Source organism: Marvinbryantia formatexigens DSM 14469 (genome assembly GCF_025148285.1).
Taxonomy (GTDB): Bacteria; Bacillota; Clostridia; order Lachnospirales; family Lachnospiraceae; genus Marvinbryantia; species Marvinbryantia formatexigens.
Genome location: NZ_CP102268.1, coordinates 3004515 through 3029353 on the forward strand (window position 1 = coordinate 3004515; position 24839 = coordinate 3029353).

Sequence of the window (24839 nt, forward strand, 5' to 3'; positions counted from 1 at the left end):
TGGATGATCAATGATAAGATTAACGAAGGTAAGGATCCATCAGTATAAAAGTATTGAAAATGCACTGGATATGGATGTGGAAAGCGATATTACCGTGCTCATGGGAAAAAATGAAGCCGGGAAAACGAATATACTGGAAGCACTGGCGAAATCCCGTTATTTTGACCGGGAGGATAAAAAATTCTGTTACGACCCGCTCCCGGATTATCCGAGGCGGAGGAAGAAAATACTGGACAGCCAGGAGACGACGCCGCTCGCCGTAACGGCAACGTACCAGGTATCGGAGCTTCTGCTGGAGCAGATCCAGAAGGAGATGCTGTTAGAGGCAAAAAGCAGCCAATTTTCCAGAATTACGGATTACAGGGGCAGGCACCAGGTTGTGGAAAGCGGGTTCGATTACGACCTTTATGAGTTCTGGGAAACTTATGTCTCCCGGAAGGAACCCTGTCTGGAACGATACCGCAGGCTTCTCGCATCCATCCGGACAAAGGAAGCCTTCCAGGAGTTCTACAAACAGGAAGCGCCAAGCTGCAGCATGGAGGAAAAGAACGCCCTCCGGAATATAGAAAAATTCTTCCGGAATCCACATAGATGGGCAAACCCGCTGAATGAGTATGTATACCGCACTTATCTGTTGCCAAATCTACCTAAGTTTATGTATTACGATGAGTGCTATATGCTGCCCTCACGGATCTCCCTGGACAGGCTGCAGAACGAAGAAGAATTAACACCGCAGGAGCGGACAGCAAAAGCATTCCTGATGCTGGCGGACATTGACGTGGATCAGGTAGTCCACGGCGGGTGCTTTGAAAATTATAAGTCTGAACTGGAGACTGCCCAGGGAAGGCTGAATGAAGAGCTGCTGAAATACTGGTCCGCCAACCGGAACCTGCGGATTGAGTTTGAGATCGTCCGGGAAGAACTGCCGGAGGCACAGCCGGAGAAAAAACGCAGGTTCTTCCTGTTCGGGAAAAAAGAAAAGGCAGAGCCCCGGTATACAAACTGGCTGGAGATTCGGATCAGGGATGTGCAGTCCATGATTTCACTCCCATTGGAAAACAGGAGTAAAGGCTTCAACTGGTTCTTTTCTTTCTGGGTGTGGTTTAAGGCAATCCGGGAATATGAAGAAGTGCCATACATCCTGCTTTTAGATGAACCGGGGATGCATCTCCATGCAACAGCCCAGCGCGACCTGGTAGATTTTATGAAGGATTTATCTGCGAAATACCAGATCGTTTATACAACGCATTCCCCGTATATGCTGGAGGAACTGAAGGAAAAGGTATACTGTGTGGAAAATGAAGGGAAAGGAACAACCATATATCGCCTAGACGAAAAAGATTAGTAAGATGTAAAAGGAAAATAGCATGGGGAAAATGATTGTCCTGACTTTTTCGGATTCTGAAGAATGTGCATTCGAAAAGATTATGGATACATTGTCTGATTCAGGGGAAATAGACCATTCATTGCATTTCCCTGAATCAAGTCTTGCCTTTCCTGGATTGGAAATTTCTCTGAAAGAAAAAACAGTATACTTAAACCATACCCCTGTTAATATGACTTATCCGGAATTCCATACGCTTACATATATGGCAAGGCATCCCGGATGGGTATTTACAAAGAAGCAGATTTATGAAGAACTCTATGAAGATGTGCAGACGGAAAATATAGATAATAGTATTTATTGTTTGATTCGTGGGCTAAGGAAGAAAATAGAGGCAGATCCAGGAAATCCAAAGTATATACAGACTGTCCGAGGCATAGGGTACAAATTTACAATCCCAGAGGAGTAACATCTTCTGGGATTTTTTATGCTTAAAATATGCAACTATAGTTTCCAGGAGTATTTAGATGAGTTGCGCTTTTGGATATTGCTCCGTATAAGATATTTTAAATAGCATATATCAAAAAGTACACTTTTCAATACGGTATAAAATCGGGGAGCTTTTTGTTTCAAAAAGTATGCACAGGGATTTTGGGGATATATCAGCAGGAATGTGGACATTTTGGGATATTTTCGGGAGGAAATGTGGATGAATGTGTATGGCTACCACAGGACGAGTACGAAAGAGCAGCATTTGGACCGGGGGATTGAAGAAATCAAAACGTATTGTAAGGAGCATCAGCTTAACCTTATCAGCATCTTTACAGATCAGCAGACTGGAAAGAATTTTAACCGGCCCCGGTACACGGTATTGGTTGAGGACGTGCTTCGCCCAGGAGATACATTGATTGTGACGGAACTGGATCGTCTTGGAAGAAGCAAGCGTGATACCATGAAGCAGATCCAGCGTTTCCGGGATATGGGGGTGCGGCTTATGGTACTGGAGCTGCCGACTACGTTAATGGATCTGTCTAAGATGGATAATTCCCTTGCAAAATTGATGATGGAAACCATCAATAACATGATGCTGGAGCTTTATGCTTCTATGGCGCAAGCAGAGCTGGAAAAGAAGGAAAAACGTCAGCGGGAGGGAATCGCCATGAAAAAGCAGCGGGGAGAATGGGACGATTATGGACGCCCCGCTGCGATTGGACAGGACGAATTTAATCAGGCATTTGCCAGGGTGGCATCAGGGGAGATTACGCCGACAGAGTTGCGGAATGAATTAGGACTGTCCCATGCGACTTTTTACCGTTATCGAAAGAAATGTTTGGAAAATTTTCCGGATATTTTGCAAACTGATAGATGATGTCACTATTACTTATATAGAAAAACTTATATCAAGGGAGGAACATCATGGCAACTATGCGTGAAGGAAACTTATTTTATGACAGGGCATGCGACCGGTACAATATCCGGTTTGGACTTGCTTCTTTTTATGGAGGATTGCATTGCGGAGAATGTTTTGATGTGAGGGTAAAGGATGCCTGGATTCCAGTACGGATTGAAATGGCGGACGACTGGTATCTGGTAGGGCTGCCCCATGCCAGGCTGGATGGATTGAGAGTCCGGATCTAAAAAAGGGGTAAGGGCAGAATGATTATTTTGCAGGAGGAACAGAAAAATGGTATCAGCACCGAAAAAGAAATACGAGAAACCGACATTAAAAGCAGTGACGGACGTGGGGATTATACTGGAATGCTTGTACGAGGCTTATGAAATGGAAGGGGAACTGGTAAGATCCAGAAAGAATATGTACGCAACCATGATTTATCCGTTTGTAAAAATGCTGGAGACAGAATGTACAGGCATCCGGGCGGATGAAATCCATAAGGAATTATGGGAATATTATTTAAGGCATTCCGGAAAAGATAATTTTATGAAGCTGGCGGGCAGATTTATGGAACCGTATCAAACCCGGCAGACCGTAAAGGCGGTTGTTTAGAAGGACAGGTGATTGATATAGAATATGAAATGAAACAGTCGGAGATAACAGGGCAGTACCGGATTATTTTAGACAAGCTGCTTAGGAAACGGGACCTGGAAACGGTGCTTTTTCTCCGGATATTAATGGAAACCGGCCTGCGCAGCAGGGAAGTATATTCCCTCAGACCGGAGGACATTGTACATAGGAAGGTATATCTGCCGATGAAATATTGGAAATTTTATAAAGAAGCGGAGAAATCTATGGGAGTTTTCCGGATTTCCCGCAGGACAGAGCAGATTGCCAGAGCCGTGGAAGGTGGCAGGAAAAGATATTTTACAAGATCCCATAGCTATTATCTGGCAAAGATCAAAAGGTACCGTACTGACAAGCGGTTTAACCTGCATATTATGCGGAATCTCCGAAAGAAAATTGACTGGTGGAATGCTATGGGGAAAATGAACAGGAAGGCTGTCCGGGATTAAAACCGGGCAGTTTCTTTATGCAATGAAAAGAGCCACCTGCATTCATGCAGATGGCCCGGTTATTTAAAGCGTCAGATTTAGTTGAACGAATAGCGTTCCAGCATGTAAATCGGGAAGGTTTCGATTTTACCATCCATTCCCCCTTTTGTATCGCTTTTCAGGTAAAGCAGTTTTTGTGCCTTGCCATGTTCCAGCGCTTTCAGGGCAGTCCCGGCAGTCCCTTTCCCGGATTTGACTTCCACCAGATAGCGGGTGGATGACTGGAGGCTCTGTACCACAAAGTCAATCTCACCGCCCCGGTAGGTTGCAAATGCCGGTGTCTCAAAGGATATCTCTTGCGGGAAATCCTGGCGTTTTTTCAGATTGATATACACGAAATTTTCATTCAGCGTGCCTGTCAGGACGCGGGGATCTGTGCCGGTACGCGTCAGGTAATAGTTCGCTAGTCCCACATCCATGAAATAGCAGCGGCTTGCCGCTTTGAAATCCAGGATATCCATTTCCGTGATCTTGGCGCAGAAACCAATGATACCGGAGAAGTAGAGCCAGCTTATGGCACGGTTGCAGGTCGCTTTGGAAATATTACTGGAATAGTCCCTTGTTACCAGCTTCTGCAGCTCCTCGCTGATGCTGTCCTCCGTAAGACCTTTCTTTTCCCGGTTTAAAATCCTGCAGATGGAATAGAAAATCTGGGTAAATACTCTGGTATCCAGAATATCGGTAAAATACCGGATGGATTCATTGGTAAAGGTATCAATGATTTTTACCAGTTCTCCCTGGGCCTGCAGAATATCTTTGTTCTCCAGATAGGCTTCTACCGCCTTTGGATATCCCCCAACCTGGCAATAGATGTCATAAACCTTTTTGAGTTCATCAAAAACGAAAGAATCGGAGGATGTGAAACTCAGCGTTTGGTACTTTGCATAAAGGCTGTTATCATAAGCCAGCAAAAATTCCTCAAAGGAGAGGGTATAAATGGTCAGCTTTGTCACGTCGCCGCTGGAGTAGCGGAAATCCGGATCGTAGATGCGCCCCAGATAGCTTCCGGTGACAATAAAGTGTGACCGAAACTGTCTCGTAAACTCCCGGATCCGGTTATAAAGCTCGGAAGATTCCTGTATCTCATCAATGATGATCACGGTATCATCCGAATCTTCAAAATCCGGTTCATAAAGCCGGAAGGCATCCATGAGCGGATGCTCCGGGCGCCGGGTTCCCGGCTTCCAGTCCGTTGCCTGCTTATAACATTCCAGAAACTGCCTGCCGCTCAGTTCAAACAGATTGATATATATCTTATGTTTATAATGTTCATCGGCGAATTTATTGATCAGATAGGTCTTGCCTACCTGGCGCGCACCGCCGACTTCCAGTGTACTATGGCCGTTTTCATTTTTCCAGTCCAGAAGCCGGTCATAGGTAAATCGTTTCAGATACATAGAAAGGCTCCTTTCTTTCCTGCGTATGCTTATTATATCAAAGAATCGGGTGTCCTTATAGTAGAAATCCGATTTTCTCTGCATATTTTCTTTTCATATTCCAGAATTTGAGTCCATGTCAGCCATTCAGGTTTTCCATCTATGGGAAGATCGCTCCACAATTCTTTCATACGGTTCAGATGTCCCTGTGGATTATCAGAGAGAATCCTTGGATTTTTATTTCCATATCCGAGGTAGTATTCGCAATCCGATTGCATCCTGCTTAACAGCATGTATTGGAATTCATTTTTATCCCTGCGAAATGGAGCAGACCGGAAAGAATATTTCTGTCTGATTGGGGACATCGGTTCCCCATCAAGTTCATTGGTGCTTACAGAATACAGACTGGGAGTATCATAGTTCCCCAGATCAATGTCTTTTCATAAATGTCCAAACTGGTCTTTATAAGTAGGGCAGGAAAAATCGTCCATACCGATATATTCCAAAATTAACGTTGTTGTACCTTTCTGTGTTGAGTTCATATAATCCACCTTTCATACGTGTGCTATTTTATTCTTAGGATTGGAGTTGAATATCGTCATATACTGTCTTGGTAAAAGTAATTGTACAAATCTTATTTTTGCTCACATTCTCTTGCCTTGAAGGTACTGCCATGAAAATGAGGCGGTTTTCTGTACAAAGATGATAACGGAAGGAGCCGCTACCTGTCGGTTATTTATGACATCGTGCCGCCATTCAGATAAAGCATTTCTGTTTCCAACCTCTGTAGTTTGAATATCTCATCGCATTGCTCATCTTCGGGAAAGCGCTGGTTGCGGTCGGGAATGACAGCGCGCAGCATCCTTTTTCCCTCAAATTCATGCTCATCCAGACGTACCGGGCAGTCTTCATAAATGCCGGATACCAGGTCGCCGGACCGGAATACCCTGCCCTCCTGTACCATGCGGCACAGGGAGTTCAGAAGGTAGCTGATCTCGTCCGGCGGCATATTTAACACGGACTGAAATTCCATATGCCCATATTTTTCCATGCCTTTCGTATGGGCATTGCAGGTATAGGGGAGAAATACATTGATCTCTCCGCAATGTTCACAGTAGCCGTTAGCGTATACATAGATTTTCCAGTCAATTTCTTTATTTTTGTTTGTCATAATGTCCTCCTTATAAGTGCAGGTGTGGAATTTACCGCACCTATCTCAGTTTTTCTTTTGGGTAATCGTATAGCAGATAGGCAACGCCCTGTGGGTGGTGCTCGTCAAACCAGTGCCACAGCTCTGTCCGTGTAATACCAGGAGGGAAAGATATCCCATGTAATGTCATGGGTTCCGCAATATATTCCTCCGCATTTTCCGGTGTTTCCAGTGGAATATCAGTCAGTGCTTCCCACATAGCTTCCACAATATGCCGGCATAAATCTGTCCTGTGATCATAGTCACAATTATCTGTGCATTCACCGCAGAGCAGAAGGTTATGGCTGCAGGAAGGGCAATTTGTGAGAAAGCCCTGTGTTTCAATGTCCCAGTAAACATGGATTTCTGTTTCGCAGTAAGGACACCATTCGTAAAGTTTCTGTTTCATAAGTATCTTTCCTCGTAATTTAAAGAAGAAAGGTACAGCGGATGCCGTACCTTAAATGAATCAACTGTTTGATTTTGAAGACTTTTATGTAGATTCCGGTGTCATAACTGATTTATTGAATTCAGATAGACTCTGAAGGAACTGTACACTGCTTTCAAGATTTATCTGTACCTGGGAATCAAAATCATCCGCCATATCATAATTCAGATACAGGCCTGCAAACAGTGCGTTATAGATGGCAGACATAGCCTTTTCTGTAGTATTTTTCTCAATAGATTTCAGGCATTTGGAAAGGAAAATCATGGCTTTGCTCCAGGAGACGAAAAATTCATCTTCTAAAGGAATCTGAAAGCGGTTAAACCATTCTCTTACCGTATGCTGCTCGGTATCGTCACCGCAGCCGGGATTCACAAAAATATATTTTATTTCTGTTTTGGAGAGGTGTTCTGTTTTTCCTTTCTGGATGGAAAGACCACGCCCGATAGGAAACATGGCGCATACGTATGGTTTCACGTCATGTACAGAACATTTTCTGTCCTTTAAAAGAGGACAGCGCTGTACCCTGCCACTGGGTTTTAAACGCACAACAGGCAGGTGGGAATCCCTACCGATGTATGTCTCGCAATACTGTTCTATGAGTTCCTTTGGGGAAACCTGGAATTTCCGGGCAATCCGGAATACATCTTTCGCCGTCAGAAGAATATCATCGCGATGGATACAGCATTTCCCGCACTGGGTGCAGTGAAAGGTAAAGGATTCGTCCAAACCAATTTGCATTTCCTCAAAATTGTGGAGCAATTCATTTTTATTGTTCATAGAGTTCTCCTTATTGTTAAGAAAGGTGCAGCATTGTGCCGCACCCTTCCGTTTTTTGATAAATTATCTGTTCGTACCATTTAAGCAATCATATCCAGAAATTCCTGTTCTGTAAGAACCGGGATTCCAAGCTCCTGCGCTTTGGACAGCTTGCTGCCGGCTTTTTCTCCGCAGATCAGATAGTCTGTCTTTTTCGTTACGGAGCTGCCGGGTTTTCCGCCAAGTTCAAGAATCTTAGTATTAATCCCATCGCGGGTAAAATGCTCCAACTTTCCTGTTGCGACTACAGTACGTCCTCTGAACGGGTTTTCTCTTGTTTCTTTCATGGTGTTTTCCTCCTTTGATTCAAATGTAAATTCTTTCTGCAGTTCTTTCCATAAATGCAGGTTTTCTTCATCGGAAAACCAGGAATGGATATTATGGTTCAGGATTTCTCCAAAATCCTCCAGAGTGGAAAAATCATAATCCCCTGCGGCTGCCGCTTCAAAGTCATCCAGGCTTCCCTGGAATATTTCATTTAAAATGCGGCTTTTTGTACGCCCGATCATGGGGATATCCATTGCGACCAGGTAACGGACAAAATCGGTATGCCTGCTTTTCTGTATGGAATCCCAGAGACGGTCAAACGATTTTTCGCCAAACCCTTCAAGCTGAAGGATCTGCTCCCGGTAACGGTCCAGATGATAGAGATCCTGGAAAGACATTATGTATCCGAGATCCAGAAACCGTTCCAGTGTGGCAGATGAGAGTCCTTCAATATTCATTGCCTTTTTGCCGGTAAAATGCTCGTATTTACGGAGAATCTGTGTGTCGCAGGACGGATTTCCGCAATGGACTGTCTCAATGATTCTGCCGTCAGATGCCTTTTTGCGGCAAATCCATGTTTTGGAGCTGCAGCAGGGGCAGAGCGGCGGAACAATATCATGGTACCGTCCACGGTCAAGATTTTCCTCAATATGGGGGATGATCATGTTCCGCTTTGAAACGAGAATCCGGCATCCTGGAACTAACTCCAGACCTTTGATAAAAGTAAGGTTGTGGAGGGATGCCCTGGAAACCTTACAGCCATCAATTTCAACCGTATCGAAGACTCCGACCGGTGCAATTTCCCCGGAGCGGGTAGGGGTCCATTCAATATCACGTAATACGGTTTCATACTGCTCATCTTCAAATTTATAGGCAAGCCCATCTTTGTAATGATGTCCGGTGCTGCCGCAGCTTTTGGAGTAGCTGAGGCTGTCGAAGATGGCAACAATACCGTCAATGGGGATCTGCTTTTCCGTTGCTTCCTTCCTGAGCTGCTCAATCGCTTCCTGTACCTGCTCCTGCGAAGGAACGGGATCTGTGAGGGCGATATACGGGCAGATGTCAAAACCGAACGGCTTTAACGAGGAAAGACGCAGCTTTCGGCTGTCGCTGTGAGGGATTTCCTCCAGTCCCTCCAATACATGGAATGGGGAGAAGTAGACACAGCGGGGAGCGCATTTTTCCGGATTCAGGCTTCGGACAGAGCCTGCGGCAAGATTCCGGGCATTCCGGTAAGGTTTGCCGCTGCTGTCAAAAAGTGTGTCCTTCAGCCGCAAAAAGTCGTCGGCATGGATATAGGATTCGCCGGTAATGACAAGCCTCTTTGTATAAGGAATAGTAAGAGGTACATTCCGGTAAGCCGGGATGTTATGGGTAATATCCTCGCCGGTTTCTCCATCGCCACGGGTAGACGCCTGTAAAAGCTTTCCGTTTTCATAGACCAGTTTTGTAGTCAGCCCGTCCAACTTCAGCATCAGCAGGGCTGGATTCCTAGTAAGGAGCGCGCAGATTTCCGATACCTGCTTTGTCTTGTCCAAAGAAAGCAGCCGGTGCGGGTGCGTTACCTTTGCAAGGCTGCTGACCGGATAATAGCCGACCGTCTGGGTAGGGGAATAGGAGAGAATGACTCCGGTTTCCTTTTCCAACGCAGCAAGCTCGTCGTACAGCCGGTCATATTCCTGATCCGTAATCGTGGGCGCATTTAAGTTATAGTAAGCGTTTCGGTGCTTATTCAGATTTTGGATAAGCTGTTTCATTCTGGTAATCTTTTGTTCCATTTTGGCCTCCTTTGAGCATTTTAATTGAATGGAAATCCTCCATAGTAGTGCTCCGGATAACGGAGCTGATTTCTGTTTTTCTTGGAACTGTTAGAAACAGAGCGGATGCTGCTGTTATCGTTTATCTCCCAGATCAGAGCACTTGAATCAACCTGCTCTATAAAAGAATTGTCGTTCATGCGCTGGACAGATGCATGCCCCCGAAGGGAAGATACACTGGCGTGATCAGACATGAAAAGCACGCGGGTATCCATATTCATACAGCCTATTCCGGTACTATCGCGCATACTTTTGACCAGGGTTGAATCGGACATGCTTTCTACATGGGATGTCTGGTTCATTTCACAGATAACAGAATATCCGCACAACTCTTTGATCTTGGAGAAATCATACATCTTACGGATACAGGAACTGCCGCATACGTATTCTGCAGTTGCGTGATTTCTCATCCGGTCGATGATAGAATCTTCACAGATGATGTGGGCGTTTCTGCAGACATCTTTTACATGGCAGTTTTTCAGAAAATAAAGACCGTCTGCGAGGACGCAAAGTTCCCTATGGAAAAAGACATGCTTTCTCCACCACCCGCAGGCTTCCTTCCGAAACATCTTGTCGTGCAGCTTGCTCTGGTACCAGTGTGGAAAAGTGGAAGAACCTTTATTCACATGCCATTTGGAAAAATGCTTTTTGGGGTCCATCCACCAGGCTCCATTGGCAGGAACCAGGGACAGGCGGATAAAATCACCGTCTGTCAGCATTTTCTTTTCCTCTTCTCCGATTTTATTGATTTCGCCTTCCAGATCCGGCAGCCCGCTTCCAGAAATAAAGACTGTGCCGTTCTTGAAAAGCATTCCATCAATGTACAGGTTCATCATAGAATCGTTCTCCTTTATTTTTATTTGTAAATATTGTTCGTATTTCCGGAAATTCGTTTCCGTTATCCTCCTTTCTTTCACGCACAGTTATCTGCTTTCGGATTTGCATAAAAAAAGAGAATGGACATTAAAATGCACATTCTCATACTTGCTGCAGGGGTCCTGCAAAATAAAAAAAGCCAGAAGCATCTGCGCAAGGGCAGAACTATCTTCTGACTGTCTTACAAACCTAAACCGCGTGTGATATATCCTTCTGGAATATACAAAAAATAATTACAGGATAAGTGTAACACTATATATAGAAAAAGTCAAACAATAAAACACTATATATTGTATAAAAGCAAAAAACATTATGTTTGGAGTAGGGGAATAAGAAATCTGTAATGGAACTGTATGATACAGCTTGCCATATTTATTAGCATAGCTGTTTCCTAAAATTGGTATGGGTTTTTGTGCAACTGGTTGAGAAAGAAGCGTATTTAATATGGCAGTATTTTATATAATTACCTTGTATTTTGTACATAATTCTGCTATAATAATGAACATGAAAGGAGGCGTATAGCATGCCACAGATTAGACCGATTACAGACCTTAGAAATACTACTGAGATTTCCGAGCTTTGCCATGCAAAGCGCGAACCGCTTTTTATTACAAAGAACGGCTATGGAGATTTGGTGGTTATGAGCATTGAAGCATACGAGGAACTGATAGAGACAGCGAGGACAGACGCAGCAATCAGTGAAGCTGAACAGGAATATGCTGCTGACGGCGTTTTACTGGATGCCAGAGAAGCGCTTTCTTCTTTACGGAGGAAACACTTTGGATAAATATGTTGTAAAACTCTATACACGCGCTTATCGAGATCTGGATGACATTTATACTTATATTGCCGAAGCTCTCTTAGAACCAGATACTGCTTTGAAAATGGTTGATGAATTAGAAGAGGCGATTTTCAGTCTTGAGCAGTTACCGGAACGTGGTGCAATTCGCCGTGTTGGCGCTTATGCAGGCGGAAATTACCGTCAGTTATTTGTCAAAAATTATTGTATTATTTACCGTTTAATGAAGAAAAACAAAGAAGTGCATATCCTTACAGTACGGTATACGCCGAGCAATTTCTAAAATCGAATAGACGGTAAATAGGAAAGAGGGAATCGTTTTCTCGCCATATCGGGTTTAACCCTTGACAGGCAAAATAAACATAACGGAGATATACATATGTTTGACGAAGATTTAAGAGAAGAGCTTACTCCTGTTTTCTATGTCGGAAAAACTGATATGGATGAATACCAGGCGGAACTGGCTCTTTTGAACTATTTCGGATCATTTGAAACAAATGATATAGCGGTGGAGATACTGGAGCGGATTTTAACGTTGGATACGAATGATGGCACAGGTGCTAATACAAACGATACGTCCCTCATCAATCGGGCAGAACTGAAGTCAGTGCTGGAAACAGCGGTAAATGGTGAAATCAGACTGATTGAAGAGATGGTTATTTCCGGTAGTCTGGACATTGACGGCGTACCAATGACAAGTGCTGCGATCTGGGAGGAAGACGCTGCCAAATTGCGGAAGCTGGACTTGAAAGCGGTATCAGAGAATATTTCGCCAGAGTTTTCCGGATGGCTTTATGAAGTCTATGAGAAAGTAAGAGAACTGTGAGCAATAAGAGAGCTATCTGAACTATAGTGGGAATGTATAAATTGGGAGCAGCACCAGGATAAACAGGAGGCAGGAAGATGCAGCATGAATGTAAGATAACGGTTCTGGAAACAAAGGTATTTGCGGATTATCAGGAAAAGTATCTTGCGGATCCGAAATCTGGCCCATGCCCGTGCTTTAAAGCAGGGGATATGTTTTTACTGAAAAGGACCAGCGAAAGAGACGATTTCTATCATTTGATGGATGGCAAATTCTGTGGTGAAGCATGGGATGCAATCAGCCGGTATGTTTACACGGCATTACAGGGAGGCTCTATCATGCACAAGTGGACGAATGATGAGCGGATGATGATCGCCTGTTGTAATGACGGAACCAGACCTGTCATATTTAAAATCGAGAGAATTGATATACCGGAAACGGAAGAAGAAAAACGATGGCTTGAAAAACAGAATTTTAAAAACTCGGCAGATGACGCATATACTGGATAGAACGGCTTAAATTCCGGAATAGAACGTTTTTCGCAGAAAACAGGAAGGATTGCAGATACTGACTCTAAAAACTGTAACTAAAAGAGCCGCTCGGAGGCGGCTCAGATATTTCTGTTTATTTTTTTTGAATGGATATAATTCCCTTTCGCATCATATTCTCCGGAGGCCAGCAACTCTTTGCGGAAACCATTGAGCAGGGAGCGGAATCTTTTCCCGCTTTCTACAGTGGTAAGCATGGTAAGCGCATCGATCAGGCCGTTGATATGTCCCTGCACCATACAGTAGTGGTACAGGTCATCATCAGGAGATAAGGAGGAAAGCGTATCCTCTAAAGCTTTTTGCTTTTGACGGAGCCATTCATTCCAGATGTCCAGTTCTAAATCAGTCATGGTTAAATTCCCCCAGATATTTATTTTTTCTTTGTCTCAAAATTTGGAAAAGGAAGCTCCACTTCAGTAATCGCCCATTCAATCCAGTCGCCGCTAATAACGGCAGTGGCACTGAAAGTATCAAGAGAGGTATTTTCTTTTTCATCCACTGTCTGGGTAATACCTTCTAAAGCTGTGCGGAAGCTTTTTTCCATTTTGTGATAAGCATCCTCGTAAGAGAAGGATACAAGCGGGTCATTTAATCCGGTATTATAGCTGGTTAAGATATAGATCTTCATGTACATTTCCTCCTTTAAGCCGCGGGATATTCCATCAGATTCGGATTTTCAAATTCATGGATATAAATGTCTGAATCCTTCAAAAGCACTTTGAGCGCATCCAGAGATTCCGCTTCATAGCCGAGATTCCGGAAGCATTCCAGGATGTCCTCTGCTAAAGCAAACGGATGATCATATTCCAGTTCTTCTGTGATGCGTTTCCCAGACGGTGTAATTAATTCCTCGTCCCGTATGCTGACCATATAGCGGTCAGGAAAATACTTTCCGGAAGTGTCTGTATTATAATAAATTCCTTCTCCGGGTTCGATACTCAGCATCACAAATTCCACGTCATAAATATCCGCTATGGCAGCATAGGCTTCAATAAGCGGAGTCCAGGCGGCTTCTGCGCTTAACAGAATATCATCTTCATTCCATTCCATGTAACTTACAACGCCGCGCAAATGGAGACCGGTGGCGTCAATTCCTTTATATTTAAAAAGGTTTCCAATTTGTGCTTTATCTGCATCCGGGCAGATAACAATGGATGCTTCCAAATCGTCCCAGAGAGACTGAAGTCCCTCCGGATTTGTTTTGGAAAAGAAGTAAACATCATCGTCACATATATTTGCCATTATTCGTCCTCCTCTGATTCTGCTTCTTCTCCGAAACCTGGGACAGAAAGAATATGGTCACAGCTTTTCAAATCTGGATCGTTCTGCAATTCCAGGTAAACGGCGTCACGCTGTTCGCTTGTAGCATAGTCTTCATCTAATTCCGTAATCTCAATCTGGATATTGGGATCAGACGAAAGGACGGCACTGATAATGCCGCCCTCGATGACAATGGCAACCCTGGGTTTGGGTGCTGGCTTTCTGCCTTTTTGCATGGATGATAAAACGTCACTATAATGCGCGGCTTCAGTAAGGTTTGCCGGATAAAATCCGGGAATTGCTGAAATCTGTTCAAGCATGGCATCATGTGTAGCTTCATCCATAGTAAAACAGTCAAGTTCAGCTATTACCACAGAGGTGTCCGGTGTCTGGCAAAGGACCTGGAGCAGTTCTTTTTCATCCATGAGCAGAATGATTTTTTCCGGTTCGGGCTGGTCTGCAGCCTTTTGGTATAATCCTTTGGAAATGCCGGATTCCATATCGTCAATTACGGCATCCAGGGTGTCATTATAAGCAATACCGCAGTCTTCTTTTTTCTGGTAGATTTCATAAGCGGCATCCAGCAGAGCGGCATCATCAGCCAGAGTTTCATAATTGAAATTGCGAAGACCAATTTCATCCTCCCGCCGTTCTATGCAGCGGTTTATAAAATCAGCTTCCCAATAGATCCGCTGCTGTCTGCGGTAGATTTCATCAACCGTCTGCTGTGGCAGGCTGATGGGCGTATTCGGATATATTTTCTGGTATTTGTTCATTTGTGTTTTCCTCCATAATGGGTTGTGAAATATCTTTTGGTTGCTTGATATAGATTAGGAGTTTTCCGCTAAGATCCAGATCCCGCTCTATCCAGGCATTATTTTCATAAACTTTTCTGGTAATTGTGTTATAAATAATCGGATCGGCGTCTAAATTTTCCGGGTCTGCTACAAGACAGTTTTTCATTGCAATATAAGGTTCAAGGGCAACTTCAATCTGCCTGCGCAGTTCCAGGGCGATTATATGCAGTTTATGTACATTATAGGTATGCGACAGGCAAAGACTAATCTGTCTTACCAGGCCGGATTCATCAATCGTCTGGTTAATAAGATCCGACTGCGCATCAATAGAAGCATCCGGGTTTACCGGGATGTCCGTGATTACAATTTCCCGCACGAATTCGCTGGCAGTTTCATTAATCTGCCGGAGCAGAGCCTCGTAAGGTTCTTTATAGACCGTCCGTAGCGTTTCCAACGGTACGTTTTCCCTGTTCTTTTTAAGAGTGGAGAGCAGCTTTTCCAGGCTGCTCCCCAGTTCATAAATGGTCAAGCGCACATCACCTCGTTTGTGTTTGGAACTGACGTATAACTGAGCCGGTAAAGAGTGTTGCAGGTACGAAATACCACGCCGCTGGACGATACTTCCAGAATTTCTTTTACTGGGGAGGTCAGGATAGAATTTTGTCCACCTTGTAAAATAAAAGCCCGCTCGTTTACGCGCAGAGGCAGGGATAAAAAGCCGCTTAAAGCAATCGTCTTTTCATTTCTGGTATTTACAGGATAAAATGTTCTGATTTTTTTATTTTTCATGTTTTTGTACCCTCCCTTCAGATCAGTTCCATTTTCCGAAGCCGACAACGCATCCTGCTGAAGCGGCTGCTGACACCGTAAACGGTAATGCTACATTTTTCAGCGATTTCACGGTAGGTATAACCATCGGCTTTTAAATGGACCATTTCTTTTTCCTTTGGAGTCATACAGGAAAGCAGCTCTGTCAGAAGAATTTGGTTGTCCAGAGCTTCTGCTAAATGTGCCAGCCTGTCAGGAAGAAACGCTTCCAGTTCCAGAACTTCCTCATTTAAGGAGGCAATGGCAGCGGTGCGCTTGTCACGGCTGCGGTTATAGTATTCTCTGGCAACACAGTCTTTCATATTGCGCCAGGCAATCGTGCTGAACGCATACCGGGAAAGCTCCGGTTTTTCCAGATATTCCTGTACAGCTAACAAATAACCGAAAATAACAATATCGTAAAATTCTGCCTCATCCAGTTGGTGATGGGATAAGAAGCGGGTTACGATGCTGTGATGGGTATCGGCAAACTGCCGCTGTTCTTCATTTAATTTACAAATTTTTCTCATGGTCATTCTCCTTCTTTTTCATTGATTTCGTGTTCCAACATACTGGCAATCAGCTTTGCACAGCAGTTTTCTGTATCTGTGAGGGGATCTTTGGAAAGCACCGCAAGAAACATGGGATGCCTGGTATGGATAGGAAAAATGGCGGATACGGGTTCACGGTAAGGAGGCATAAAAACTGCCTGTCCGGTATCCGTCGGTTTTTCCACTGATTTTTTCATATAAACAGACAGGGAATCCGGCAGGGAAGCACCATCCGGAAAGTATGCACCTGCAGCGGCAATTACCTGGCTCTCAGAACACAGGCAGACCGGATGCCGGATGCTGTTGTTCAGGATCGTCAGGAAGCTTTTGACCCGCCGGTAATCCGTAAGGATACTGCCGCATTTGCGCAGGTGGATTTCCTGGTCGATCAGCTCCACCTGCAGCGGTTCCCCATCTGTCAGTTTTAGAAATCTGCGGATTTTAGCAGGGATCACAATGCGTCCCTGGAAATCCATATTGCAGATATCTGCGTATTTCATGAAGGTCACCTTCTTTCTTCCAAAGAAAGAAGCAGCCTTTCGGCTGCTTCCATTCTGAAATCTGTTATGCGGCATAGGGAGAAGCCTGTGCCGGGTTCTGATATTGTCCGTTCTGCGCCTGTGCCTGCATCTGTTTCTGGGCCTGCTGGTTTGCGTATGCCTGTTTTCCATTGGTGATGAGGGCTGATGAGATACAGCTTTCCCAATTGGAAATATAAGAGGCAGTACGCATGAGCAGTGTATACAGATCCATATCCGTAAGCTGGATAAATGCGGTTTTCTCTGTAATGAAGCTGCCGGCTTTCATATAGGCGCCGCCATTCTGGTTTTGTATTTTGATGCCTTTCCCATTCACAATCTGGATCCGCCAGGGGCTTTTCATTGGCCGCCCGTTCGGATCGGTGGCATGGCGGGAAATGGAAAACTGCTGTGCAGTAGAATAACCCTGCCCGTCCGGAGCACCGTAGATTTTGCTCTGGGACCATTCATATTCCTGAAAACCGGCGGTGATCTTGCTTAAAAAGAACTGGATCTGCTCCGGAGCCAGGTTAAACTGGGTGATGATATTGTTCTGCCCGGTGCCGTTGGAATAATCCTGGACTGTCACGCCGATGAGGGAATGGACTTTACGCCCGTTCTCTGAATATTCTCCTTTGGCATGGAGCTGCGCATAATTGGTTAGGGATGCGTAGCGGAGGCGGTCATAGGTGGCAATCAGTTTCCGGTCTGTCTGTATTTTGACGATCTGATCGGAAAAGCGTTTTTGTTCATTTGCGTTCATATCTCTGTGTCCTTTCTTTTTTACACCAGATGCTGTTTTACCAGCAGGGCTGTGTTTTTGGGGAGATCTCCCAGATTCGTGATATCCAGGAAGCCATCCTTATAGATCCGTTTGATACATTCCTTATCTGAGCCGATAGCGGCGGCAAACAGGGTGATGCCCCGGCGGGCGTATTCTTTCTTGATCCCGCGTAGGTCTGCTTCTGCTTCCGTTCCATAATAGCCATCGTCAGCAGGCTACCCGTCAGAAATGATGATCAGGAGCTTCCGCTTTTCCGGACGTTTTACAAGGCGCTCCGCAGTAAAGCGGAGTGCTGCCCCGTCGCGATTCCCGCCCCGTGCGCTCATATCCATCAGGCGGTAACAGTCCGTATCATTTACGGAATCAAAGCTGGCATAGGAATAAAGCTCGACTCCGTATCCCGTGGAATGCCCGTAGATTTCAATGGGAATCCCAAGGCCGCGGCAGAAATTGTAAAGTACAATCGCTGTTTTGCGTGCATGGGTAATGCGGTCACGGGATGACATGGAACCACTTTCGTCGATCAGAACCGCAACCGCCATTTTCGCTTCCTCATCCGGAAGGCGGATCCGCATAAAAAAGGTACCGTCTTCATGATACAGGGAACGGGTATCCAGCCGTTTCCCGAACAACAGGTTCTTCATCTTCCCTCCTTCACTTTCTTCCCTTAAAAGCGGGGCAATGGTTGCCTGGAGCCTTTTGGAAGCCTTTAATAAGGGAGGGGCGATTGCCTGGTACTGGCGGATTATGTCCTCCGTCACATAGGCGATCCGGTTGACGGTTACATGGATACCGGCATGGGCATCTCCGTAATGGATGTCATTGGCTGCTTTTTGAAGTTCTTCTGTTAATTCCTGTTGGTACTGGATTTCTGCTTTCTCCTCTGCAACCTCATTGAGGATGCGGAAAAGGTCGTCGGCAGATTTTTCATAACCAGAACCGAGATACTGATGGTTGTAGGTAATTCCGGGATTGCTGCCCTCTAAAATTGCTGTGGTTTTCGCAAGGGCAATCCGGTTGCCTTCTTCCTTTACCACATCCTGTGCATGGCGCATCAGGTTCTGCCGGTTGTCGGCAGACATCTGAGGCGGCGTAGCTTCCTGTGTTCCTTTCCCATCTTCCTGCCCGGAGTCTTCTGTATCCTGATCGGATGGCAGCGGTGAGCCGCCCTGTATCTGCCCACCCAGGAGGGAATCCAGAAGGCTGCCTGCTTTTTCTTTTCCTTTGGATTTCAGGCGCTCTTCCATGTCTTTGACCAGAGGCTTGATATATTCCCATAAAAAGATGAGGAGATAGTTGGAAGCACGGTAGCGTTCCTTGACGTCATCGGAATACAGGGAATTATCAATCACCGGGATACAGTCTTCCAGGATATCCAGATATGGCCCTGTGTATCCGGAAAGGTTATTGATCGCCCCGGTACGGCAGTATTGAAGGATCAGGTTTACCATAATGGAAAAATCCTCATAGCCTTCGTCAATCTGCTGTTGGATGGACGGCATCTGCTCCGCCATCCGCAGGTTATTCAGCTCAATGCCCAGCTTAAAAGTACCGGGATAAGCTTCACACACGCAGCCTTCTATGTAGATATCCTCAAGGATGTTGCTGATGTGGGCGGCGCATTTCTCAAGAGTCATACAGCCTGCCTGACTTTTCACTTCCATAAGTTCCGTGATCTCATCCAGGTTCTGTTGGTACTGCGGGGAAGAGAGCGTGGGAGGTTCCGGGTAAAAGGAACCTTTGGATATGCTTTTTAAATACAGTGCAAGCGTTGTAAAATCTGTATACAGCAGATGCCCGGTTTCATGGCCGTTTAACCCGCTGATACTCTCAGACCGGAGAATGCGGGAAGGAAAGCTTTGCGTTATGCGGTTTGCAGCGTTGATATGGATCTTGTTATTATCCGTACACGCAACTCCGGCACTTTCAGAAGCGTCCCATTCCAACAGTACCTGAAGCCCTTGGCGGTAGCGGCTGGTAGCCGCTTTCGCCATAGAGGTCTGGTATTTCTGGTACGCAGAGGAAAGGAAAAGCTCCTCATCCGTCAGGGTAAGGGACTGGTCCCGGATCATCTGCTGTAATTTTTTCTGGTTGCTATTCAAGTTGTGTTTCACCCTTTCTTAATAGATTTTTTCTGTCAGAAGCTCCTCCATGGAACAACCGAAATAGGCTGCCATACGGTAGGTAATGTACGTGGGTGGGAGCGTTCTTCCGGATTCATAATGGATAATGGATTTCCGTGGAATGTGCAGGATCCTTGCCAGTGTTTTTTGGGAGAGCTGCCATCTTCTGGATTTTCTTAAGTAACGGAGATTTGACGAAAAAATTTCGCACATTTCCTCTTCCGTTACAGGATTCTTTGCCATCGCTGTCACCTCTTTTATGCTGCGAGTATGGAATCCAGGCATCCGGTTTCTATTTCGGCGCGGCTTTCTGCGTCTGCTGAGACAGAAGACAGGATGGTGTAGCGCGCCGCCTCCCGGATATCGCCGCATACCATGTAGGACTGCACCCAGGAGACCAGTTCACGGACACCGCAGCATCCATCGGTAATGAGGTTTTCCCTGCAGTATTCGGATACCGCTTTTATGATCCGTGCCATCGTCCGGACTGATTTTTTATCGGTACATCCGGTGATACCAAGCACGCGCTGGATCAGTGTTTCCTCATCCGGTTCCTCCAGATCAATTACCAGATTCATGCGGGAGATCACAGACTGGTTCATCTGTTTACAGCCCGCATAATCGTTGTTGGTCGTCACAATGATCGTGGTATCCGGGTGCCGGCTGACGATTTCTCCATTTGGCAGAAAGACGCTGCTGCAGCGGTCCAGAAGGGAATTGAGCCTTACTAAAACACCGGGATTCGCGATAACCGTAGGCTCTTGAAGCTCCACCAGATAACCGTAGCGGATCGCTTCCACAAGGGGCGTGTCCACATATTTGAATTTCTGATGGGAGGACTGGTCTTTATAATGCTGGTGCATTTCTTCAAAGATTGTGTCGATGAGCTTCTGGTAAACGGTATCTTCTGTGACATTTTCATCGTAGGTTCCCGTAAGCTTCTGGTAGGCGGTTGCCGGATCCAGGGTAATATCCTGGAAGGTCGGATATTCTGACTGCAGTGTGGAGAGTTTTCCATCCACATCAGGCAGAATCTGCCCTAACAGGTCAAAAATTTCCGTATTGGCGGAGCAGGTGATACAGCGGTAAGGCAGATGGAGCCCGGCAGCGATAGCCTTCGCGCCCTCTGTCTTTCCGGTCCCTGCAGGGCCGCGCAGTAAGAAATTACGCATCGGGGATACGGTAGAAGTTGTCAGTTTTGCGTGTTCACAGATCCGCTTGATCTCTGTCGGTATGATGTACCAGCTTTCAAGCCTGGGTACGGTAAGTTCTTCCTGGGGAGTGAGTGTCCGGGATTCGGACAGGATGTATTTTCCGATAAAATCTGACTGGGAAATAAATGCGGCTGCTTTTTTAATGGCAGCGCCGGGTTTGATTACCTGGAAGGTTCCCAGAATGGTGGTTGTCGGTGCGTAAGTGCCTTTCTGGACGGATAAGGGCGTTATTTTCTGGACGGTACCGCTTGACGGGATATCGTTGGGGATACCGCCGGTAGATAAGGATTTTGTATACCGGATGCGCCGGTAGAGGTTGTCACAAAGGACTGCGGCTGCTTTTACTGCTTCTTCCATATCTGCGTAGCCGTCATCCCTGCATTTCTTTAAAGTCTGGTAGTGTTCATTAAACTCATCATCTGCCATTGCCGTAGGCAGAAGCGCGAACAGAAGCGCAGCACCGCTGTTTTCCGTTTCCTTCATCAGGTATTTTTCCGGATCGCTTTCCGCATCGGCTGGCCTGGTATAACTGCCGGCAAAGAACTTGCCGTTGATCCGGTTGTAGACGATGACATGCAGCTTTCCGGTCCTGCTTGGATATTCTGCAATGGTAAAATTGTTTCCCTGGCTTCCCAATGCCCCCAGTTCTTCCGGGGATTTTGTGCCATCCGGGGATTCCAGCTCCATATAGGCGAGAATGGCCCGCAGCGTAGATGCGTGCAGGGTGGAACGCTTATTTGGCTGGATACAGTATTTCGAGTATACGTCTGTACGGATGTTGTTATCGGTGTAATCTTCAAAAGGTGACGGGAGATTACGTCCAAAGCTCCAGCTTGGGATAAGATTTCCGATAGCCATAATGATCTGCCTCCTTTATTATGTCCAGGATAATTCCAGTGTGTTTTCCGTTTCCTTTGCATTCAGCTCATCATGGATAAAGATATCAATGAGGGCGTTCCAGCAGCTTTTCGGCGGAAAATGTTCAAAGGCGGCTTTTATTTCCGGAGTATCTCCATTTAGGATGAAAATTTCCCCGGCTTCATTGATGAAAAGTTTCTGGTGTCCCCTGGCCTGGAGATCCTCGATCAGGTTCAGCAGAAGCGGCTTCCCAATCAGGGTATACCAGGACTTGGGATCTGCCTGCGGTGATTCATCAGAAGGAGCTCCTTTCCGGCGGGGCATTAGGGATTCTACTGTCATCATGGTAAGGTTCAGGTTGCCATAGGCATCCATAAATACTTCTGCAAAATTGTAATCTGCTGTGTGGAAGGTCCGGATGCGCAGGGTTTTCCCGCTAAGGAGCCTGTCAGCATTGGGACGCCTGGTAAAATCCCAGGTGGCTTCCGGGTAGGCGGATTTCAGTTTGCCGGTAATCTGGAAGCTGATCTGTCTCCAGAGCAGGGTTTCCAGGTCGGAAATTTTCTCCGGGCAGTCTGCATGATGCGCAGGTTTCTGTTTTCCTGCAGGTATGTGCCGCACCATTTTGGGAAAGAGCGGTACCAGAACCAGGAGAAAACTTACCACGATTCCGGTGACGGCGATCCATGTGAAAATGGGCTGATCCATATATTCTGGAAGAAAAACCAGAAGCAGGAGTAAAATGATGGCTGCGAGAGCCATGAATGTCCGGAGGCTGCTTTTTTTCTTTCGTCTTTTCATGAGAATCGTCCTTTCTTGAATTTTCGTAAAAAAGAGGAACTGCAGTGCCGTTTGGGCGTTGCAATTCCTCAAGCTGTGGGTTTCTTGTTTAATTAAATGGAAGCTGCCCTGCCATCCCTTCGGGAACGCTGGTAAAACCATTACCGGCAGCGGCATTCGGCATCATGCCATTGTTCGGAACCCCTCCGGGTGAGGGGTAAGCAGGCTGCTGATACATATTGCTTGCCGTAGCTGGATTCGGTGCAGGCGTCCCATAGGCGTTAGCCTGCATGGAAGCGCCGCTTGCAGGGACACCATTTGCTAATGGCGGATTGCCCGGGGCATTTCCATAGCCACCCTGCATTTGAGGGTTCGGCATATTTCCTGCACTGGGGGTAGCACCACCATTGTTCATCATTGTGCCGCCGGGGACTCCATTCGGAGCCATGTTTCCATTTGCCGGTCTGTTGGAAATACAAAATTCCCAGTCTTTGACATTGACATTTACACTGATGCCAGGCTGTCCTGCTTTTTGTCCCTTGTTATAAAGGAAGGGATGGATGTCTACGGTTCCGACAATGGACAGGCAGGTTCCTGTTTTTACGCCGGCTTTCAGCAGGCGATCTGCAAGATGCTTACTGAAGTAGCATTTATAGAAAATGCTCTCGGAAGGATTTGCCGGATCCTGGCTCCGCTGTGTTACGCCGATGTCCAGTGAGATATACTCAGCACCGCTGGTCTTTCCCTGCTGCATGACGGGATCGGTTGTCGGTCTCCCCATGAATTGAATAATTGCCATAATTGAATCTCCTTTCTGCCTCTTAGGGCGTTAAAATAATAAAATAGATAAAAGAATAGGAAACCTGCCCTGCAGATTTCCCATAAATAAAAAAAGAGCCATTAAGAACCGCATAATGCGGCTATCTTAATGACTCTGATTTCCAAACTTAAACTTGCGTGTGTCCTGGAAGAATGGTCCAGACTCCCGATGTGGGATAACACAAAAACTTAAATACAAGATTATAATAGCACAAGATATAGTATATGTCAAATAAAAAACACAATATATAGAACTGAGAAAGGAACTCAGATTTAAATAAGGAAGCTAGGAGTTGGGTGCCAAGCGGGAAGTGGAAAGTTGGGTAATAAATGCGTAATATATATAAAATGAAGATATATTGGCATCAAGGAATAATCAGATGTTGTATTGCATAAATAGTTGGCGTATAATTATTGAATAGGTTAGCGTACAATTTATACGAGGTGGGGATAACAGATGGGGGAACAAAACGAAAAGCTGAAGCTGACTGTAGAGGAACAGATTCAGGATATGGCAGAGAAAAATATATAATTTGAACTGTATTCCAAGGAAGATGCAAAGAAATTTTTGAAATATAATAATTACTATTTTAAGCTGAAATCTTATGCAAGGAATTATAATATAAATCCACAGACAAAAAAGTATTATAATTTAGATTTTGCATATCTTGTAGAATTATCGAAGCTTGATATGTACATCAGAAAAATTATTTTGGAATTGTCTTTAGATGTAGAACATTATTTGAAAGTACGATTACTGAATGATCTAAGTGATAATTCAAAGGAAGATGGGTATAATATTGTGGGTCTGTTTCTCCAATATCATCGAAACGCAGGAGCAGATATCCAGAGTAAAGCAGATAAATATTCTTTTTGTTCGGATTTGGCCGAGAAGCATCTGGATGAGTATAAAGAACCAAAGAAATTAGCTGTATGGAACATTGTTGAATTGCTTTCCTTTGGAAATTTTATGGAATTATATGAATTGTATTATCAAACGTATCCATCATTCAACTATTCAGACTATTTAAAGTCTATAAAGTTTATAAGAAATGCAGCAGCACATAATAATTGTATTTTGAGTACGCTAAGGAAACCTAACAGTCTTAAAAAGTTTAGTAAAACAAAAAAGCTGGCAAATATACTTGGAAAGATACCGGAATTTCGGGAACTTGAAAACAGAGATGCAATGATGAGAAATCCGGTTATCCATGACTTTGTAACATTACTTTTTGTGTATAATGATGTAATGAAGGTCTCAGCAACAAAGAATGTCAGAAATAAAAAAATGGAAGAGATTCGTCATCTATTTTGCGATGAGGATGGAAGAATAAGAAAGAATAAAATTTATTTTGAAAAAAATCCTTACATAAAGGAATCTTATTCGTTTATCTGTAGTATAATAAAGTATATAGATAAAAAGAACAAAAATCCTAAACATACAAATTTTTTGCAGTAGATGGTTGACAAGGGCATTTACAAAGAGTAGAATATCATCCATAGAACAAAAATCGTTAGAGGTTTTTACTAGGGCGGTGCGTGCACTAAACTAGAT

32 protein-coding genes are annotated in these 24839 nt (G+C 45.0%); 11 read left to right on the top strand and 21 right to left on the bottom strand.

The window, feature by feature from the left end; all coding sequences use genetic code 11:
• Nucleotides 1–10 precede the first annotated feature (10 nt).
• The 6 genes from NQ534_RS14065 (at nucleotide 11) to NQ534_RS14090 (ending at nucleotide 3793) form a co-directional block, all read left to right on the top strand.
• The gene (locus tag NQ534_RS14065) at nucleotides 11–1345 is read left to right on the top strand and encodes an ATP-dependent nuclease (RefSeq protein ID WP_006863698.1); all 1335 of its coding nucleotides are present in this window, start codon (nucleotides 11–13) and stop codon (nucleotides 1343–1345) included.
• A 22-nt stretch (nucleotides 1346–1367) separates the two neighbouring features.
• Nucleotides 1368–1793: a winged helix-turn-helix domain-containing protein gene (locus NQ534_RS14070; protein WP_006863699.1), complete on the top strand. Its 426-nt coding sequence runs from the start codon at nucleotides 1368–1370 to the stop codon at nucleotides 1791–1793.
• A gap of 240 nt (nucleotides 1794–2033) precedes the next feature.
• Complete coding sequence (locus NQ534_RS14075) at nucleotides 2034–2693, top strand: recombinase family protein (RefSeq protein ID WP_040784820.1); 660 nt, start codon at nucleotides 2034–2036, stop codon at nucleotides 2691–2693.
• A gap of 47 nt (nucleotides 2694–2740) precedes the next feature.
• Complete coding sequence (locus NQ534_RS14080; protein ID WP_006863701.1) at nucleotides 2741–2962, top strand: DUF5348 domain-containing protein; 222 nt, start codon at nucleotides 2741–2743, stop codon at nucleotides 2960–2962.
• A gap of 46 nt (nucleotides 2963–3008) precedes the next feature.
• A complete protein-coding gene (locus NQ534_RS14085) occupies nucleotides 3009–3329 on the top strand; it encodes a hypothetical protein (RefSeq protein WP_006863702.1) in 321 nt (106 codons plus the stop codon).
• 8 nt (nucleotides 3330–3337) lie between these two features.
• Nucleotides 3338–3793: a tyrosine-type recombinase/integrase gene (locus tag NQ534_RS14090; protein ID WP_006863703.1), complete on the top strand. Its 456-nt coding sequence runs from the start codon at nucleotides 3338–3340 to the stop codon at nucleotides 3791–3793.
• A gap of 77 nt (nucleotides 3794–3870) precedes the next feature.
• Here the strand turns inward: NQ534_RS14090 and NQ534_RS14095 are convergent, their stop codons facing one another.
• From NQ534_RS14095 to NQ534_RS14125, 7 genes are all read right to left on the bottom strand, one after another.
• Nucleotides 3871–5229, bottom strand: coding sequence for an ATP-binding protein (locus tag NQ534_RS14095; RefSeq protein ID WP_040784822.1), 1359 nt, complete (start codon nucleotides 5227–5229; stop codon nucleotides 3871–3873).
• Nucleotides 5230–5261: 32 nt separating this feature from the next.
• Nucleotides 5262–5573 carry an LPD11 domain-containing protein gene (locus NQ534_RS14100; protein ID WP_006863705.1) on the bottom strand — a complete coding sequence of 104 codons (312 nt, stop codon included), beginning with the start codon at nucleotides 5571–5573 and terminating at the stop codon, nucleotides 5262–5264.
• Nucleotides 5574–5944: 371 nt separating this feature from the next.
• Nucleotides 5945–6379, bottom strand: coding sequence for a hypothetical protein (locus NQ534_RS14105; protein WP_006863706.1), 435 nt, complete (start codon nucleotides 6377–6379; stop codon nucleotides 5945–5947).
• A gap of 40 nt (nucleotides 6380–6419) precedes the next feature.
• Nucleotides 6420–6806 carry a hypothetical protein gene (locus NQ534_RS14110; RefSeq protein ID WP_040784824.1) on the bottom strand — a complete coding sequence of 129 codons (387 nt, stop codon included), beginning with the start codon at nucleotides 6804–6806 and terminating at the stop codon, nucleotides 6420–6422.
• An 84-nt stretch (nucleotides 6807–6890) separates the two neighbouring features.
• Nucleotides 6891–7622, bottom strand: a complete 732-nt coding sequence (locus tag NQ534_RS14115) for a YkgJ family cysteine cluster protein (protein ID WP_040784826.1) — start codon at nucleotides 7620–7622, stop codon at nucleotides 6891–6893.
• An 80-nt stretch (nucleotides 7623–7702) separates the two neighbouring features.
• Nucleotides 7703–9706 (bottom strand): NAD-dependent DNA ligase LigA, encoded by a 2004-nt coding sequence (ligA, locus tag NQ534_RS14120; protein ID WP_006863710.1) that lies wholly within the window; start codon nucleotides 9704–9706, stop codon nucleotides 7703–7705.
• Nucleotides 9707–9726: 20 nt separating this feature from the next.
• Nucleotides 9727–10581: a hypothetical protein gene (locus tag NQ534_RS14125; RefSeq protein ID WP_040784828.1), complete on the bottom strand. Its 855-nt coding sequence runs from the start codon at nucleotides 10579–10581 to the stop codon at nucleotides 9727–9729.
• 563 nt (nucleotides 10582–11144) lie between these two features.
• On the opposite strand from NQ534_RS14125, the gene NQ534_RS14130 reads away from it, so the two are divergent.
• From NQ534_RS14130 to NQ534_RS14145, 4 genes are all read left to right on the top strand, one after another.
• Nucleotides 11145–11408, top strand: coding sequence for a type II toxin-antitoxin system prevent-host-death family antitoxin (locus NQ534_RS14130; protein WP_006863712.1), 264 nt, complete (start codon nucleotides 11145–11147; stop codon nucleotides 11406–11408).
• Nucleotides 11401–11703: a type II toxin-antitoxin system RelE/ParE family toxin gene (locus NQ534_RS14135; protein WP_006863713.1), complete on the top strand. Its 303-nt coding sequence runs from the start codon at nucleotides 11401–11403 to the stop codon at nucleotides 11701–11703. Before NQ534_RS14130 ends, NQ534_RS14135 begins: the two co-directional genes overlap by 8 nt.
• 96 nt (nucleotides 11704–11799) lie before the next feature.
• Nucleotides 11800–12246 (top strand): hypothetical protein, encoded by a 447-nt coding sequence (locus tag NQ534_RS14140; RefSeq protein WP_006863714.1) that lies wholly within the window; start codon nucleotides 11800–11802, stop codon nucleotides 12244–12246.
• Between the two features lie 77 nt (nucleotides 12247–12323).
• Nucleotides 12324–12734, top strand: a complete 411-nt coding sequence (locus tag NQ534_RS14145) for a TIGR04076 family protein (protein WP_006863715.1) — start codon at nucleotides 12324–12326, stop codon at nucleotides 12732–12734.
• A gap of 101 nt (nucleotides 12735–12835) precedes the next feature.
• Here NQ534_RS14145 and NQ534_RS14150 read toward each other — a convergent pair whose 3' ends face one another.
• The 14 genes from NQ534_RS14150 to NQ534_RS14215 all read right to left on the bottom strand — a co-directional run bounded on the left by NQ534_RS14150 (nucleotide 12836) and on the right by NQ534_RS14215 (nucleotide 23264).
• On the bottom strand, nucleotides 12836–13123 hold the full coding sequence (locus NQ534_RS14150; RefSeq protein WP_006863716.1) for a hypothetical protein: 288 nt from the start codon (nucleotides 13121–13123) through the stop codon (nucleotides 12836–12838).
• A 20-nt stretch (nucleotides 13124–13143) separates the two neighbouring features.
• Nucleotides 13144–13401, bottom strand: coding sequence for a hypothetical protein (locus NQ534_RS14155; protein WP_143115850.1), 258 nt, complete (start codon nucleotides 13399–13401; stop codon nucleotides 13144–13146).
• Nucleotides 13402–13415: 14 nt separating this feature from the next.
• Entirely contained in the window at nucleotides 13416–14015 is a 600-nt protein-coding gene (locus NQ534_RS14160) for a hypothetical protein (RefSeq protein ID WP_006863718.1), read from the bottom strand.
• Nucleotides 14015–14809, bottom strand: a complete 795-nt coding sequence (locus NQ534_RS14165; protein WP_006863719.1) for a hypothetical protein — start codon at nucleotides 14807–14809, stop codon at nucleotides 14015–14017. Before NQ534_RS14165 ends, NQ534_RS14160 begins: the two co-directional genes overlap by 1 nt.
• On the bottom strand, nucleotides 14748–15365 hold the full coding sequence (locus tag NQ534_RS14170) for a hypothetical protein (RefSeq protein ID WP_006863720.1): 618 nt from the start codon (nucleotides 15363–15365) through the stop codon (nucleotides 14748–14750). Before NQ534_RS14170 ends, NQ534_RS14165 begins: the two co-directional genes overlap by 62 nt.
• On the bottom strand, nucleotides 15356–15619 hold the full coding sequence (locus NQ534_RS14175; RefSeq protein WP_006863721.1) for a hypothetical protein: 264 nt from the start codon (nucleotides 15617–15619) through the stop codon (nucleotides 15356–15358). The genes NQ534_RS14170 and NQ534_RS14175 overlap by 10 nt, the downstream gene beginning before the upstream one ends.
• A 17-nt stretch (nucleotides 15620–15636) precedes the next feature.
• Nucleotides 15637–16167 carry a sigma-70 family RNA polymerase sigma factor gene (locus NQ534_RS14180; RefSeq protein ID WP_143115849.1) on the bottom strand — a complete coding sequence of 177 codons (531 nt, stop codon included), beginning with the start codon at nucleotides 16165–16167 and terminating at the stop codon, nucleotides 15637–15639.
• Between the two features lie 2 nt (nucleotides 16168–16169).
• Nucleotides 16170–16688 (bottom strand): AbrB/MazE/SpoVT family DNA-binding domain-containing protein, encoded by a 519-nt coding sequence (locus tag NQ534_RS14185; RefSeq protein WP_157200761.1) that lies wholly within the window; start codon nucleotides 16686–16688, stop codon nucleotides 16170–16172.
• 64 nt (nucleotides 16689–16752) lie between these two features.
• Nucleotides 16753–17469, bottom strand: a complete 717-nt coding sequence (locus NQ534_RS14190) for a hypothetical protein (RefSeq protein ID WP_006863724.1) — start codon at nucleotides 17467–17469, stop codon at nucleotides 16753–16755.
• 236 nt (nucleotides 17470–17705) lie between these two features.
• Nucleotides 17706–19592 (bottom strand): vWA domain-containing protein, encoded by a 1887-nt coding sequence (locus NQ534_RS14195; protein WP_242655399.1) that lies wholly within the window; start codon nucleotides 19590–19592, stop codon nucleotides 17706–17708.
• A gap of 18 nt (nucleotides 19593–19610) precedes the next feature.
• Nucleotides 19611–19856, bottom strand: coding sequence for a helix-turn-helix transcriptional regulator (locus NQ534_RS14200; protein ID WP_040784831.1), 246 nt, complete (start codon nucleotides 19854–19856; stop codon nucleotides 19611–19613).
• Nucleotides 19857–19870: 14 nt separating this feature from the next.
• Complete coding sequence (locus tag NQ534_RS14205) at nucleotides 19871–21685, bottom strand: AAA family ATPase (RefSeq protein ID WP_006863727.1); 1815 nt, start codon at nucleotides 21683–21685, stop codon at nucleotides 19871–19873.
• An 18-nt stretch (nucleotides 21686–21703) separates the two neighbouring features.
• Nucleotides 21704–22486 (bottom strand): hypothetical protein, encoded by a 783-nt coding sequence (locus tag NQ534_RS14210; protein WP_040784833.1) that lies wholly within the window; start codon nucleotides 22484–22486, stop codon nucleotides 21704–21706.
• Between the two features lie 88 nt (nucleotides 22487–22574).
• Complete coding sequence (locus tag NQ534_RS14215) at nucleotides 22575–23264, bottom strand: single-stranded DNA-binding protein (RefSeq protein ID WP_006863729.1); 690 nt, start codon at nucleotides 23262–23264, stop codon at nucleotides 22575–22577.
• Nucleotides 23265–23852: 588 nt separating this feature from the next.
• Between NQ534_RS14215 and NQ534_RS14220 the strand changes: the two genes are divergently transcribed.
• Nucleotides 23853–24743, top strand: coding sequence for an Abi family protein (locus NQ534_RS14220; RefSeq protein WP_006863731.1), 891 nt, complete (start codon nucleotides 23853–23855; stop codon nucleotides 24741–24743).
• The last annotated feature ends 96 nt before the right edge of the window (nucleotides 24744–24839 follow it).

Excerpts from the sequence above, each read along its gene's own strand:
- NQ534_RS14065 (WP_006863698.1), top strand. The coding sequence starts at position 11 with ATGATAAGATTAACGAAGGTAAGGATCCATCAGTATAAAAGTATTGAA.
- NQ534_RS14070 (WP_006863699.1), top strand. The coding sequence starts at position 1,368 with ATGGGGAAAATGATTGTCCTGACTTTTTCGGATTCTGAAGAATGTGCA.
- NQ534_RS14075 (WP_040784820.1), top strand. The coding sequence starts at position 2,034 with ATGAATGTGTATGGCTACCACAGGACGAGTACGAAAGAGCAGCATTTG.
- NQ534_RS14080 (WP_006863701.1), top strand. The coding sequence starts at position 2,741 with ATGGCAACTATGCGTGAAGGAAACTTATTTTATGACAGGGCATGCGAC.
- NQ534_RS14085 (WP_006863702.1), top strand. The coding sequence starts at position 3,009 with ATGGTATCAGCACCGAAAAAGAAATACGAGAAACCGACATTAAAAGCA.
- NQ534_RS14095 (WP_040784822.1), bottom strand. The coding sequence starts at position 5,229 with ATGTATCTGAAACGATTTACCTATGACCGGCTTCTGGACTGGAAAAAT.
- NQ534_RS14100 (WP_006863705.1), bottom strand. The coding sequence starts at position 5,573 with ATGTCCCCAATCAGACAGAAATATTCTTTCCGGTCTGCTCCATTTCGC.
- NQ534_RS14105 (WP_006863706.1), bottom strand. The coding sequence starts at position 6,379 with ATGACAAACAAAAATAAAGAAATTGACTGGAAAATCTATGTATACGCT.
- NQ534_RS14110 (WP_040784824.1), bottom strand. The coding sequence starts at position 6,806 with ATGAAACAGAAACTTTACGAATGGTGTCCTTACTGCGAAACAGAAATC.
- NQ534_RS14115 (WP_040784826.1), bottom strand. The coding sequence starts at position 7,622 with ATGAACAATAAAAATGAATTGCTCCACAATTTTGAGGAAATGCAAATT.
- ligA (WP_006863710.1), bottom strand. The coding sequence starts at position 9,706 with ATGGAACAAAAGATTACCAGAATGAAACAGCTTATCCAAAATCTGAAT.
- NQ534_RS14125 (WP_040784828.1), bottom strand. The coding sequence starts at position 10,581 with ATGATGAACCTGTACATTGATGGAATGCTTTTCAAGAACGGCACAGTC.
- NQ534_RS14130 (WP_006863712.1), top strand. The coding sequence starts at position 11,145 with ATGCCACAGATTAGACCGATTACAGACCTTAGAAATACTACTGAGATT.
- NQ534_RS14140 (WP_006863714.1), top strand. The coding sequence starts at position 11,800 with ATGTTTGACGAAGATTTAAGAGAAGAGCTTACTCCTGTTTTCTATGTC.
- NQ534_RS14145 (WP_006863715.1), top strand. The coding sequence starts at position 12,324 with ATGCAGCATGAATGTAAGATAACGGTTCTGGAAACAAAGGTATTTGCG.
- NQ534_RS14150 (WP_006863716.1), bottom strand. The coding sequence starts at position 13,123 with ATGACTGATTTAGAACTGGACATCTGGAATGAATGGCTCCGTCAAAAG.
- NQ534_RS14155 (WP_143115850.1), bottom strand. The coding sequence starts at position 13,401 with ATGAAGATCTATATCTTAACCAGCTATAATACCGGATTAAATGACCCG.
- NQ534_RS14160 (WP_006863718.1), bottom strand. The coding sequence starts at position 14,015 with ATGGCAAATATATGTGACGATGATGTTTACTTCTTTTCCAAAACAAAT.
- NQ534_RS14165 (WP_006863719.1), bottom strand. The coding sequence starts at position 14,809 with ATGAACAAATACCAGAAAATATATCCGAATACGCCCATCAGCCTGCCA.
- NQ534_RS14175 (WP_006863721.1), bottom strand. The coding sequence starts at position 15,619 with ATGAAAAATAAAAAAATCAGAACATTTTATCCTGTAAATACCAGAAAT.
- NQ534_RS14180 (WP_143115849.1), bottom strand. The coding sequence starts at position 16,167 with ATGAGAAAAATTTGTAAATTAAATGAAGAACAGCGGCAGTTTGCCGAT.
- NQ534_RS14185 (WP_157200761.1), bottom strand. The coding sequence starts at position 16,688 with ATGAAATACGCAGATATCTGCAATATGGATTTCCAGGGACGCATTGTG.
- NQ534_RS14190 (WP_006863724.1), bottom strand. The coding sequence starts at position 17,469 with ATGAACGCAAATGAACAAAAACGCTTTTCCGATCAGATCGTCAAAATA.
- NQ534_RS14200 (WP_040784831.1), bottom strand. The coding sequence starts at position 19,856 with ATGGCAAAGAATCCTGTAACGGAAGAGGAAATGTGCGAAATTTTTTCG.
- NQ534_RS14205 (WP_006863727.1), bottom strand. The coding sequence starts at position 21,685 with ATGGCTATCGGAAATCTTATCCCAAGCTGGAGCTTTGGACGTAATCTC.
- NQ534_RS14210 (WP_040784833.1), bottom strand. The coding sequence starts at position 22,486 with ATGAAAAGACGAAAGAAAAAAAGCAGCCTCCGGACATTCATGGCTCTC.
- NQ534_RS14215 (WP_006863729.1), bottom strand. The coding sequence starts at position 23,264 with ATGGCAATTATTCAATTCATGGGGAGACCGACAACCGATCCCGTCATG.